At 45.0% G+C, this 12,709-nt stretch carries 14 protein-coding genes and 1 riboswitch; of the genes, 9 read left to right on the top strand and 5 right to left on the bottom strand.

All coding sequences use genetic code 11. The annotated features are described in order from the left end of the window. Positions 1-223 precede the first annotated feature (223 nt). Positions 224-1,486: a phosphoribosylamine--glycine ligase gene (purD, locus tag VM640_RS10125; protein WP_325391844.1), complete on the top strand. Its 1,263-nt coding sequence runs from the start codon at positions 224-226 to the stop codon at positions 1,484-1,486. Positions 1,487-1,584: 98 nt separating this feature from the next. Continuing rightward, positions 1,585-2,139, top strand: coding sequence for a manganese catalase family protein (locus tag VM640_RS10130; RefSeq protein ID WP_325391818.1), 555 nt, complete (start codon positions 1,585-1,587; stop codon positions 2,137-2,139). A gap of 92 nt (positions 2,140-2,231) precedes the next feature. Here VM640_RS10130 and VM640_RS10135 read toward each other — a convergent pair whose 3' ends face one another. Beyond that, on the bottom strand, positions 2,232-2,543 hold the full coding sequence (locus VM640_RS10135; RefSeq protein ID WP_325391820.1) for a CC/Se motif family (seleno)protein: 312 nt from the start codon (positions 2,541-2,543) through the stop codon (positions 2,232-2,234). A gap of 105 nt (positions 2,544-2,648) precedes the next feature. Between VM640_RS10135 and VM640_RS10140 the strand changes: the two genes are divergently transcribed. The 4 genes from VM640_RS10140 (at position 2,649) to VM640_RS10155 (ending at position 5,853) form a co-directional block, all read left to right on the top strand. Next, positions 2,649-3,578 carry a 3'-5' exoribonuclease YhaM family protein gene (locus VM640_RS10140; RefSeq protein WP_325391822.1) on the top strand — a complete coding sequence of 310 codons (930 nt, stop codon included), beginning with the start codon at positions 2,649-2,651 and terminating at the stop codon, positions 3,576-3,578. 140 nt (positions 3,579-3,718) lie between these two features. Further along, entirely contained in the window at positions 3,719-4,261 is a 543-nt protein-coding gene (locus VM640_RS10145; protein WP_325391824.1) for a Chromate resistance protein ChrB, read from the top strand. Between the two features lie 27 nt (positions 4,262-4,288). Further along, complete coding sequence (locus VM640_RS10150; protein WP_325391826.1) at positions 4,289-5,485, top strand: MFS transporter; 1,197 nt, start codon at positions 4,289-4,291, stop codon at positions 5,483-5,485. Further along, positions 5,479-5,853 (top strand): YkvA family protein, encoded by a 375-nt coding sequence (locus VM640_RS10155; protein WP_325391828.1) that lies wholly within the window; start codon positions 5,479-5,481, stop codon positions 5,851-5,853. Before VM640_RS10150 ends, VM640_RS10155 begins: the two co-directional genes overlap by 7 nt. An 11-nt stretch (positions 5,854-5,864) precedes the next feature. Here VM640_RS10155 and VM640_RS10160 read toward each other — a convergent pair whose 3' ends face one another. The 4 genes from VM640_RS10160 to VM640_RS10175 all read right to left on the bottom strand — a co-directional run bounded on the left by VM640_RS10160 (position 5,865) and on the right by VM640_RS10175 (position 9,528). Then, positions 5,865-6,566 carry a hypothetical protein gene (locus tag VM640_RS10160; protein WP_325391830.1) on the bottom strand — a complete coding sequence of 234 codons (702 nt, stop codon included), beginning with the start codon at positions 6,564-6,566 and terminating at the stop codon, positions 5,865-5,867. Between the two features lie 283 nt (positions 6,567-6,849). Further along, entirely contained in the window at positions 6,850-7,707 is an 858-nt protein-coding gene (locus VM640_RS10165) for a MetQ/NlpA family ABC transporter substrate-binding protein (RefSeq protein WP_325391832.1), read from the bottom strand. A gap of 116 nt (positions 7,708-7,823) precedes the next feature. Further along, a complete protein-coding gene (locus VM640_RS10170) occupies positions 7,824-8,513 on the bottom strand; it encodes a methionine ABC transporter permease (RefSeq protein WP_325391833.1) in 690 nt (229 codons plus the stop codon). Next, the gene (locus VM640_RS10175) at positions 8,503-9,528 is read right to left on the bottom strand and encodes a methionine ABC transporter ATP-binding protein (protein WP_325391834.1); all 1,026 of its coding nucleotides are present in this window, start codon (positions 9,526-9,528) and stop codon (positions 8,503-8,505) included. The genes VM640_RS10170 and VM640_RS10175 overlap by 11 nt, the downstream gene beginning before the upstream one ends. Before the next feature lie 85 nt (positions 9,529-9,613). Then, a riboswitch (SAM riboswitch) is annotated at positions 9,614-9,713 on the bottom strand. 270 nt (positions 9,714-9,983) lie between these two features. On the opposite strand from VM640_RS10175, the gene VM640_RS10180 reads away from it, so the two are divergent. From VM640_RS10180 to VM640_RS10190, 3 genes are read left to right on the top strand one after another with little or no spacing between them, the layout of a single operon-like run. Continuing rightward, entirely contained in the window at positions 9,984-10,274 is a 291-nt protein-coding gene (locus VM640_RS10180) for a YerC/YecD family TrpR-related protein (RefSeq protein WP_414647954.1), read from the top strand. Further along, complete coding sequence (gene hisZ / locus VM640_RS10185) at positions 10,271-11,422, top strand: ATP phosphoribosyltransferase regulatory subunit (protein ID WP_325391838.1); 1,152 nt, start codon at positions 10,271-10,273, stop codon at positions 11,420-11,422. The genes VM640_RS10180 and hisZ overlap by 4 nt, the downstream gene beginning before the upstream one ends. 13 nt (positions 11,423-11,435) lie before the next feature. Continuing rightward, the gene (locus tag VM640_RS10190) at positions 11,436-12,515 is read left to right on the top strand and encodes a 6-phosphofructokinase (protein ID WP_325391840.1); all 1,080 of its coding nucleotides are present in this window, start codon (positions 11,436-11,438) and stop codon (positions 12,513-12,515) included. Positions 12,516-12,709: the final 194 nt, after the last annotated feature.

The following is a 12,709-nucleotide window of genomic DNA, read 5'->3' on the forward strand; positions in this document are numbered from 1 at the left end:
AGCTTAGCCAAACCTTAGGGTAATACCTGATGTGAACCCGTGGCACGCTGCCCCTCAAATGCTTCATTCGCTTTAACGCCCCTTCACTAAAATCGTCCACTCCTGCGCGATATAGGAGACTTAGCTTAGAGTTGAGGTACGAAGCTCAAGCCTTAGTCGACTTATCCTCGAAGGGGAAAAGCTACGAACCGTGGTCCTAAGATAAATTGAGGAGGTGTCTGACATCGGAAAGAAGGTTTTGATCGTTGGTAGCGGGGGCAGAGAGCATGCCTTGGCTTGGAAACTTGCCCAAAGCCCGGAAGTGGATCAGATTTATGTTGCCCCAGGCAATGCGGGGACCCTGGGTTGGAATGTTAAGATTGAGGCTAACGATATTCCTGCACTATTAGCATTTGCTGAAGAAAAAGAAATTGATTTAACGGTTGTCGGACCGGAGGAGCCCTTGACGCTCGGAATTGTGGATGATTTTCAAGCTAAAGGGTTGAGAATCTTTGGCCCGAGTCGTACGGCTGCTCGCTTAGAGGGGAGCAAGTCTTTCGCTAAAGAGATCATGCATGAGGCAAATGTTCCGACAGCACGCTGGGAGGTCTTTCAGGATTCACAAAAGGCGAAGGCGTATATCCAAAAAATCGGAGCTCCTTGTGTCTTAAAAGCCGATGGTTTAGCTGCTGGTAAAGGGGTAATTATCGCTGAAAATCAGGAAACTGCATTGCAGGCCGTGGATGAAATCATGGAAGGGGCTTTGAGTACCTCGGGAAAAACCCTAGTGGTCGAGGAATTCTTAACCGGGCCGGAAATAAGCTTGCTTTGTTTTACTGATGGGAAAATGGCACTCCCAATGGTACCTGTTCAAGATCATAAACGTGCCTTAGATGGAGATCAAGGACTGAATACCGGTGGAATGGGAACCTATAGTCCTCCCCCGTTTTGGACGGCAGAGCTTGAACGGCAAGTGATGCGAGAGGTTGTCCAGCCCACACTCAGCGTCATGCAGGAGCGAGGAGAAACGTTTCAAGGGGTGCTCTTTGTTGGACTCATGCTTACCCCAGAAGGCCCCAAGGTCCTCGAGTTTAATGCTCGGTTTGGCGACCCCGAAACTCAAGTAGTTATGCTCAGACTTGAATCCGATCTGCTGCCTGTTCTTTGGGCGTGTACGGAAGGAACGCTCCAGAACGTTTCGCTCTCCTGGAGTCCTGAGACAGCAGTCTGTGTTGTGCTAGCTTCGCCAGGGTATCCACAAGCCTATACCAAAGGGATCCCAATTCATCTCCCCTCTCAGATTTCTGAGAGTCAAGCAATTTTCCAAGCAGGGACCGCGGCTTCAACTGAAGGGCAGCTGATCAATTCGGGTGGAAGAGTGCTGGGAGTTAGCGCTAAAGCAACGGATCTTATTCAAGCTCGCCAGGCAGCCTATGAATTGGTTGAACAGATCGATTTTCCCCAGGTGCATTATCGCCGAGATATCGGGATCAAAGGGCTTGGCTAAAGAAAACCAAAAATAGAATTCCGTATTCCCTTAGTGAACAGGGCACTTCCTACTTTCATATACTGTAGGCAGGATGGCGAACTAAGGGAGGAATCGGCGTGTATAATTACCGCAAACGTTTTTTCTATCCAATCCATGTTGCACGCCCGGATCCTGAGTTCGCTCAATTGCTCCTTGAACCTTATGCGGGGCGAGAGGGTGAACTGAGTCAGATCACGCAGTACTTAAGCCATCAGGCCAATATATCGAACCGCTTCATATGGGAATTATTCGGACTCATTATTGCCGAAGAACTCGCTCATCTCGAAATCTTAAGTACCCTAATTCATAGACTGGATGGCGAATTAGGCTATTATGTTAATAAACGGGGCGAACCCTGGAAGTTGGAATATATTGAGCAGGGTACAGATCCCCTTCAACTATTAACATCCGATATCAATTTGGAACTGCAAGCCCAGACTTTGTATGAGAAGAGTGTAGGAAGAACCAAAGATCCGGGGGTTCAAAAAATTCTTCATTTTCTAGGGCAAAGAGAAGGAATTCATCAGTCTCTTTTAGCTCGTTCCCACAAGTTTATGGTCGAGGGGGTTCCCAATGATCTGTATAGCCAGCTTATCTATGACTATAGAATGAGTCTTCAAGTTTTGGAATAGGAGATAACACGACTTTGCTCATAAAAAACTGCCCAAACCCTTTTGCCGGGATTGGACAGTTTTTTTGAATTAACACAGTTTTTCGGTTAAACTTAAATGTTGATTTTCCAATCAGCAATTCGCAACCCTTTAAGAAAGCCGACCCCGAAAAGCTCAATCGTAATTTCCGGACGCTTGGGAAGAAAACGGTCATAGTAGATCGTAATCCCATCGGCTTCCAGGGAAATGAATTTTTCAGGTTTAAGCGGGGTACCGCGACGAACTTGCGGAGGGGAAACGATGGGAATACAACACGCTTCCAGAGTCATGTCTTCAATATAAACTGAAACGGGTGGTTTCTGCAGCAGATATTCTTTGGCTTTAGGCGTAAACGTAAAGGAAATCGCCTGGTTTTTAAGGTCCATAGGTGACACCTCCAGTAGACTATGATACCATCATTATATCTTAATTTTCGATTTTTCGCCATCTGCCAGAAAAAATATTAGAAAGAGAGAAAAAGGGGAACAAATATGATACAAAATTTAAAGGCTGGGGAACGGTTCCAGGGGATTTTATTAATTACCGATTGGAAAGAGGCCTCCTTCCGAAATAAACCAGGCAATTATCTTATTTTAACCTGCCAGGATCGTACCGGAAGTATTGGAGCAAAGGTTTGGGAGATAAATACGCAGATGCTTCATTGGCTTGAAGAGTACGATGTCTTCCAAATGAGCGGTCAGGTCAATGAGTTCCGAGGAACTCTCGAGTTAGCGGTAGAGTCCCTAAAACCTGTTCCTGAGGATAAAATCGATCTAACGGAACTACTCCCGGCTTCGCCAGTGCCCGCTGCGGAGTTGGAGAAACGGCTTAAAGCTCTGATTCAGGAGATTAAAGATCCTTATTTAAATCGTTTAAACAACCAGGTTCTCGAGGATCCGAAAATCGGGGCTGCCTACCGAAGCTGCCCGGCTGCGCGCAAGATCCATCAAGCCTATTTGAGAGGGTTATGGGAGCATAGTGTCGAAGTTGCCGAGCTCGTAGCTTCGCTAGCCTCTCATTATCCAGAAGTAAACCGAGACCTGGCAATCACGGGGGCACTACTCCATGATTTGGGGAAAATCAGCGAATATGAATATACTCGGGGAATTGATTTTACCACCGAAGGACGGTTGCTGGGGCACATTCTTATCGGTATTCAGATGATTACCCGAGAAATGGATAAGATCCTAGGCTTCCCAGTGGAGTTAAAAACGAAACTAATGCATATCTTAGCGAGCCACCATGGACGATATGAATGGCAGTCCCCGAAGCGTCCCAAAATAATGGAAGCGCTCCTGGTGCATTATGTCGATGCGATGGAGGCAGAACTTTGGCAATTCCGGCACGCGAAGGAGGATCATCCCGATTCAGAATGGTCCCCTTATTTATCCAGTATGGAGCGGTATCTTTATTTGAAGTAAACAATTGCTTAAGATGAAAGCTGATATGGAAACGCTAAAAAACGTGCTTAAAAGCAGGTCTTTTAGCGTTTATTTATTGTAACGGATATTACAACGTGATAATATATGGATGTAACGAATATTACAAAGGAGTAAGGCGTGTGGAAAAAAGAAAATGGCTGGTGTTAAATTATAATTTACCGACGGAACCCTCAAGATATAGAGTAGCTACATGGCGAGGACTAAAAAAATTAGGGGCTGTGAACATTCATCAATCCATGTGGATTTTGCCTTGGAATGAGGAGAATTACGCAGCACTAGAGAAAATATCAGAGGATGTCGTAGTAAAGAGTGGGGATGCTCTTCTGATGGAAAGCGTGTGTGTTGATGAGAAATACGAAGAAAAAGTAATCTTGAAATTTAATACGATCCGAGATGAAGAATATAAGGAATATATCGACGAATGTGAGAAGTATCTCAAGGAGCTTGCAAAGGAAATCTCAATTGAAAAGTTCACCTTCGCGGAGCTTGAAGAGGAAGAGGAGGAGTTACAGAAGCTTATATCCTGGTATCGCAAGATCGAAGCCAGGGATAAATTCCATGCTTCGGAGGGAGATACCGCAAAGACAAAACGAGAGCAGATCCTAAAAGCGTTTGAAGAATATAGCGAGTTAGTTTATCTACATAATGAAAACTTGGATTAAAAAATGGGTTGAGTATGGAGGTTCGTCATGAAGGATGGAAGAGAAGGAAAAAGGATTCTGGGACTCGAGCGGAATATTTTCTTTGTTGGAATTACCAGCTTTTTAACGGATACGACAACAAAAATGATCTATGCGATCATGCCGTTGTTTTTAATGACCTTAGGAGCAACAAAAACAGAACTTTCATTAATTGAAGGAATTGCGGAAAGCACGGCCTCCGTTCTTAAAGCCTTATCGGGCTGGTGGAGTGACAAAATTGGCAAGAACAAGCCTTTTATGATTATCGGATATGCGTTTACAGCGATACTTTCACCCTTGTTTTCAATGGCGACATCTCCGTTGCAGGTTCTTATGATCAGATTTACCGAAAGGGTTGGGAAAGGGATAAGAACGGCTCCGAGGGATAGCTTAATCGCCGGTTCCACAGAGGGTAACACGAAGGGGAAGAGTTTTGGTTGTCATAAAGCAATGGATAATAGCGGAGCAATACTTGGCCCCCTTCTGGCTTTTGGGATCTTAGCACTTTTCCCTGGTAATTATCGTAAAGTATTTATTTTTGCTGCAATACCCGGTTTATTAGGGCTGGCTGCCATTATTCTCTTCGTTAAAGAAGCCAAAAGAGATAAAACTGAACTCCTGGGAAGGATTACACTAAAGGACTTTTCACCGAAATATTATGCGTTACTGGGCATTATATTTATATTTACACTAGGCAACTCAACAGATGCCTTACTGCTCATCAAAGCGAGTGATATTGGAATTCAAGATACCTTTATCCCAAGTATCTATCTGATATTTAATGCCGTTTCAGTCCTGTTTGCTATTCCTGCTGGTATCTTATCAGACAAAATAGGTAGAGAACGACTCATTATATTTGGATATTTACTCTATTCAATCATCTATTTCGGCTTTGGAAGAACAAACAGTCAAGGTGTTCTTATTCTCCTCTTTGCTCTCTATGGCCTTTATAGTACCGCAACGGATGGAATTCAGAAGGCTTTGGTTTCCGATCTTATCGAGAAGAACAAAAGAGGTACAGGTCTTGGATTGTATAATTGTATTGTTGGAATAACACTACTCCCGGCCAGTGTTATTGCAGGTCTGCTTTACGATAATGTCAATAACAGGGCACCGTTTTACTATGGATCGATCATGGCTTTAATCGCTGTAATGCTTATGCTGATCTTTTATCGGAGAGGAAAAGGAACTTTAAAGAAATGTTAGAAACAATTAAGTCAAAAGCAAAACAACTAAAAAAGCAAATTGTAACTGTATACCTTGCCTATAGGCATAAAGAGGTTAAATGGTATAAAAAGGCGTTTCTTTTACTGATCCTTGTTTATGTGCTTAGTCCTATCGATTTAATTCCTGATTTCATTCCTATCCTGGGCATGCTTGATGATCTCATACTGATACCCTTGGGGGTTATTATTGCTATAAAAATTATCCCCAAAGACGTCTGGGAGGAGTGTAAGGTAAATGCCGAAAAGGGGGTTAGTTTCGATCGTAAATATAGAAAGATCGGGGCAACGCTGATTATCCTAATCTGGGTAATTGTTTTAATATCCGTTGTCAGAGGAATATTCTTCTAATGGGAAATCATCTAGAGTATTTCCTGGGTCCGATACTCCCAAAAACGGTTAGCGAGAAGACGCAGACAAAACGGGTGCTGGCTCCAGCAGTCGATTTCATCGAGTGAAAGTATCAAGGCATAAGCTTGTCGACATGTTCCGAGTAAGGGAAAGTTTTTAGCGAGATGGGCGAGTACGGAGAGAATAGACTGCTGGCGCTCAGAATGGAAAAGGTTTTGCACATAACGTCGACTGAGCGGGCTTAATTTATAGCGTTCAAGTTCACCGGCTAAGGGTGAGATTTCTGCGGGTGAAAAAGAAATGACTTCGAGCTGAGGTAAATCCGCAAGAACTTCAGAGTTCGTCAGGAATTTAAGTAAGTTTTCCTGGATGTACAAGGGTGAGAACGGGAAGGAGCCTGGTGTCTCAGCTAGAATACGAAGACGGAGAAGATTAGAGCGCAAAAGCTGATCTTCCTGATTAATAGAGCTGATTCGGGTACTCTCCAAGTGTCGAATAAGCTTTCCTAAGGCTTCATGACCATTACATGCGAGAGTTTCCCAGAATGGAAACAGGGAAAAGAGAAGCTGACCGAGGTAAGCATTCTTTGATTCAAAGACGTGATATTGGCATAGCGTTGCGACTGTTTCCTCAGTGGGTAGGGCTAAGAGTGCGCGAAGCCGCTCCGGATGCAGGTGTAAGCGGGTCTGAATCTTTCGTTCAAAGGAATTCATAAACGTCCCACCTTATTAAAATGTTTGAGCTTAGTGTATGAGAACGACTTCGTTCTATACTCTTATTTGCTGGTAAAATAAGGGAGAACGCTCCGCGTTATGCATTTGAGAAAAATGAAAAAGAAGCGAGATTCCATATATCGAATGGAGTCTCGCTTCTTTTTCATACTAACAGAAAGTATAAATTTTTGGCAGATAGCATAAGTGCAACCAGCGGTTTTCGCTTTCGCAAAGCTCGGCGAAAGCCGGGTTTTCTTTATTGGTATTGAATCAAAAGTCTAAATTAAAAGGAAGGAAGCACTGAACCTTGATATGTGTCTTCAATGAATTTCTTAACATCAGGGGAGTTAAGAGCTTTCATGAGTTTTTGGAGGTTCGGATCATCTTTGCGAGCTTCTTTAACGGCAACAATGTTGGCATAAGGGTTGTCTTTAGCTTCTTCAATGGTGAGCGCATCTTTGGGATTTAAACCCCCTTCAAGAGCGAAGTTCGTGTTAATAACAGCGCCAGCGGTTTTGGGGTCAGTTAAGACGCGCGGAAGTTGAGCAGCATCGACTGTTGAAATTTTAAATTCTTTAGGGTTGCTGACGATATCTTGAACCGTTGCTTTAACCCCTACTCCATCTTTGAGTTTAATCAGACCGGCCTTTTCAAGGACGACTAAGGCACGACCGCCGTTTGATGGGTCGTTCGGGATTGCAATTGTCTCTCCAGCTTTGAAATCATCGGTTTTGGTCGTTTTTTTCGAATAGAGACCCATGGGTTCGAGGTGGACTTGACCAATGGAAACGAGCTTCAGGCCACGATCTTTAATGAAGGTATCCAGATAGGGTTGATGTTGGAAGAAATTGGCGTCAATTTCACCGGCATCAAGAGCGGTGTTCGGCACAACATAATCGTTATACACTTGAATTTGCAGGTCGATCCCTTGTTTGGCTAATTCCGGTTTGATATGCTCGAGAATTTCAGCATGAGGTTTCGGGGTTGCTCCGACTTTGAGAACGACTGGCTTTGCGGTATTGCCGGTAGTTCCTGAGCTTGCTGCGTTGTTCGTGTTACTGCCGCAACCGCTGACCAGCAGGGAGAGAGAGATAAGTGAGCCAAGAACTAGAGTAGCAAGACGACGCTTCGATTTAAACATGTTTTATACCTCCTCAAATATAACCTCTTAATTTTTTTATCTTCAAGCTCTTTAATTAACGGGCCCATCAATTAATCGAGCTCGATTACTGGAGTCATTGGGAATGTTTAAAGTGATCAGTGATTGGTTAATTTACGGGCAAAAGCGGTACCGATCGACTGAATTCCTTGAACGATAAGAACGAGCAAAACTACGGTAATCAGCATTATATCGGTTCGGAAACGATTGTAGCCATAGTCAATGGCCAGGGCACCTAATCCACCTCCGCCAACGGCACCAGCCATAGCGGTATAGCCGATCACGCTGATCGTCGTGATGGCGAATCCGAGAATCAAGGAAGCGATAGCTTCCGGAAGAAGAACCTTGCGGATAATTTGCCAAGGAGAGGCTCCCATGGAGAGAGCTGCCTCAATCACGCCATAAGGGACTTCCTTTAACGAGCTTTCCACTATGCGGGCGACAAAGGGTGCCGCCGAGATGACAAGAGGAACAATGGCCGCAGTTGTGCCAATGGATGTTCCCACAATCTTACGCGTCAAAGGAATAAGGACTACGAGTAAAATAATAAACGGTGCGGAACGAAAAATATTAACAACCGTTCCCAAAGTCCGTTCAACCCAGGGATTGGGAAGAATATGTTGGGGAGAGGAAATGACTAGGATTACGCCGAGGGGAACGCCCACAATATAGGCTAACACCGTTGAGACAATGACCATATAAAGCGTTTCCCAAAGTGCTGGGGACAGAACATGAAGCATATTGGGCCAGTAATTTGGAGTTGCAAGAATCGACCAATCAAATCCCATTTTGGACCACCTCCATTTTTAACCCGCGTGCGGAAAGATAAGCGTGGGCTTTGGTTAGTTGTTCAGGAGAACCTTGAAGTTCAAGAGTCAACGTGCCAAACAGGGTTGAGCGTAGATGGTCAATACTTCCATAGAGAATATTGGCGCGAATATCACAGTCTTTCATTAAATCCGCGATAATCGGATCCGAGGCACGAGAACCGAGAAAATGAATCCGTACAATTTCCGAATCGGGGTGAGTCGCGAGTTCACGGAGAAGATCGCCTGGTAACTCATTGGGGAAGACACTGGAAATAAATTCTTTGGCAATCGTGGATTGCGGTTGAATAAAGACCTGTTCGACAGGACCATACTCCACAATCCGGGAAGCGTCGATGACCGCCACATCGGTACAGATCTCTTTAATGACCTTCATCTCATGTGTGATCAAGACGATCGTCAGCCCGAACTGCTGGTTGATATCCCGTAGAAGGTTAAGAATAGAGACCGTCGTTTGTGGGTCCAGTGCTGAAGTTGCTTCATCACAGAGAAGAACTTTGGGTTGAGTCGCTAAAGCTCGGGCAATTCCCACCCTCTGCTTCTGCCCGCCACTTAACTGTGAAGGGTAGACATCGGCTTTATCTTCAAGACCAACGAGCGGAAGAAGTTCTTGTACCCGTTTGGCGATGTCTTTTTTCTTGTACCCGGCAATCTCTAAGGGAAAAGCGATATTTTCCGCAACTGTGCGGGATTGGAGTAAATGGAAATGTTGAAAAATCATCCCGATCGATTGTCGAGCTTGACGAAGGCCTTTGCCAGAAAGTTTCATTATATCTTGATTATCAATCAAGACAGTGCCGCTCGTCGGTTCTTCCAGTCGATTCAGGCAACGAACCAAGGTGCTCTTACCTGCACCGCTCAGGCCGATGATTCCATAAATTGCTCCTTGCGCGATCTCCAGAGAGATATCTTCAAGGGCTATAACATCCCCTTTACGGGAAGTATAGGTTTTGCTTAGATGCTCGATTTTAATCAATGGTTTTCCTCCTCTGAACAAAGACAAAAACAAAACACACAAAAAAACTTCACGAGGAATCCCGCGAAGTTGCTTACCGGATTTCCTCTCATCTCCCAGATCTTTCTGCAGGATTTAGCACCGTGCATTATCTGCCGGTTGCCGGGTTTCATCGGGCCAGTCCCTCCACCTACTCTGGATAAGAGTGTTTATTCAATTAAGCCTAAATTGATAAAAGTAATTCGATAGGAATAAATACATATCATCAAAAATTAGGATAACGTTATTTTACACATAAAATTGAAAATTGGCAAGTGTTTTTTTTACTATCACAATACTTGACAACACCTCAATACTTTAATAAATTAAAGTGGAGAAGAATAAGGAGATGATGTCTTGTGGACGAAGTTAAGAAATCGGCTCAAGAGGATAAACACGCTGAGGCTGGAGAGTCTTTAGAAGGGGTTGATCGCCGTCTGCGCGATCCTCTCAGTGATGAACTTTTCGAGGCCATTCTCTTGTTGAAAGATAGGGAAGAATGCTATCGATTTTTTCAAGATATAGCAACGATTTCGGAGATTAAAGCGCTGGCTCAACGTTTGGAAGTTGCGAAGCTGCTTGAGAAAAATGTGACCTATACGACGATCGCACATACTACCGGGGCAAGTACAGCGACGATTAGTCGGGTTAAGCGTTGCTTGTATTTTGGCGCAGATGGCTATCAACTGATTTTAAAAAGACTTGCAAAAAAGGAGAAAGTTAAATGAATCGTTCTTCCTTAGGATTAAGAATACCCCAGGGGATGCGGGATCTTCTGCCCGAAGAAATGGCAGTACAAGATCAGCTGGAAGGTGAGATCGTTTCTTTATTCAAGTTATGGGCCTATCAAAAAGTTGCGACGCCTGCCTTAGAATATGGAGCGTGTTTGCAACCCGATGAAGAAAAAGATGATCATTTCTATAAGTTTTTTGATCGGCAAGGGCAGGTCTTGGTTGTTCGACCTGAACTCACGACGCCGATTGCCCGGATGGTCAGTTCGCGTTTAAAAGGTTCAGAGCTTCCCCTCAGATTATGTTACTCGGCTGATGTTTTCCGGGCGGAATCAAATCAGAATCGGGAGTTTCGGCAAGCGGGAGTCGAGCTCATCGGCTCAGATGCTCCCTTAGCCGATGCTGAAGTTATCGCCTTAGCAATTGAGTCTTTGCGGAAGTTGGGGTTAAAAGATTTCCAATTTAATCTCGGACATATGGGAATCTTCTCGGGTATTATGGATGAATTAAAGATCGATGGTCAATTCCGGTTGAAGTATCAGGAACTTTTGGCCCATAAGGATCTAGTAGGGATCGAAGGAATCGTTGAGCGGAGTGAATTTTCGGACTCGGCTAAGAAAATTCTTTCGAAGATTCCCCACTTCCATGGCCAAGCAGAGATGCTGGAGGAAGTTTTAGAATGGAGTCAAAGTCCGTTGCTCCAGGAGGCCGTGGCGTCGTTAAGAAAGGTTTACGAATATTTAAAGGATTTTAACGTTCAGGAGTACGTGGCTTTGGATCTGGGAATTCTCCGCGGCTTTTCCTATTATACCGGGGTTATTTTTGAAGGGTATGTCCGCGATATCGGTTACCCTATTGTCGAAGGCGGACGCTATGATGCACTTTACGGTGAGTTTGGCTACGCTTTGCCGGCAACCGGTTTTGCCATGAATCTTGGTGCCTTAGCAGAGCGGATGAGTCCCAAAACTAAACCATGTCCAGAGGTCCTGGTTTATGGTGAAGACGTATCTCAGGTCATCCAAACCGTCCAAAAACTTCGACAACAGGGCGTTCAGGCCGAAATGAGTATCGGCAATTCAAGCCCGCTTGAAGCGGAAAAACTAGCTAAACGGAAAGGGATCGGACAGGTTAAAAAGGTACTGTGAGAGGAGTAAGTTAATGCATAAACTAGCCGTTCTCACTGGGGGAGGAGATTGCCCAGGACTCAATGCTGTAATTAGGGCTATCGTTAAAAGTGGTTATCAAAAGGGCATCGAAGTGATTGGAATTCGGGATGGATTCCGGGGTGCAGTTGAGCAAGATTACAAACTTTTGACGATGTCCGATGTTTCCGGTATTCTTCCGCGCGGGGGTACTCTTTTAGGGACCACTAATCGCGATAATCCGTTCGCCTATCCGACGTTAGTCGAGGGTCAGCTCCAAACCGTGGATCGTTCGGAGGAGGTTATTTCCCAGCTCAAAGGAGTTGGCGTCGAAGGCTTATTGGCCATTGGTGGCGATGGAAGTTTAAGTATCGCTTTAGAATTTGCCAAAAAGGGACTTCCAGTGATCGGAATTCCCAAGACGATTGATAATGATCTCATGGCCACAGATGTAACCTTCGGGTTTCAAACAGCAGTGTCCACGGCGCAAGAAGCGCTCGATCGGTTGCATACGACCGCTGAATCACATCATCGGATTATGATTTTAGAAGTGATGGGGCGCTATGCGGGTTGGATTGCCCTCTATGCTGGAGTCGCCGGAGGAGCAGATGTCATACTCATACCGGAGATTCCCTATCAATTAGCAAAAGTTGCCGCCGCGGTCAAGAAAAGAGCGGATTCAGGCAAGAAATTCAGTATCATTGTAGTTGCCGAGGGTGCTCAACCGTTGGACGGCGAAATGGTGGTGGAACGAAATCTACCCGGGCGAATCGATCCCATCAAGCTTGGCGGAATCGGAGCGAAGCTCGGGGAAGATCTCGAGATTTTGACGGGAATGGAGACCCGAGTGACGGTCCTGGGTCATCTCCAACGGGGAGGCTCGCCCAATGCAGCGGACCGAGTTCTGGCTACGTGTTATGGGGTAGCTGCCGTCGAAGCAGCCCTTGCGGGTGACTTTGGCACTATGGTTGCCTTGCAAGGTCAGGCAATCGTTCGGGTTCCTTTAGCTGAAGCTGTTAATAAGTTGAAAAAAGTGAGTCCCGCCGAACCCGTTCTAGGTGCGGCTCGCCAGCTGGGCATTATGATGGGGGATTGATTATTCAAGGGTTTGAAATCCTTAAGGGAGCTGTTTTAAAATGATGTCTAAGGATATTCATGCAAAAGACGGCTCCTTTTTATTTTACCAACAGAAAGTATAAGTTTAGGGCAGATAGCATAAGTGCAACCAGCGGTTTTCGCTTTCCTACGATGAATGCGGTTAAGTTCGGCAGGATAAGGCGACTAAGGCCA

The organism is Desulfitobacterium sp. (assembly GCF_035539115.1).
GTDB lineage: Bacteria > Bacillota > Desulfitobacteriia > Desulfitobacteriales > Desulfitobacteriaceae > Desulfitobacterium_A.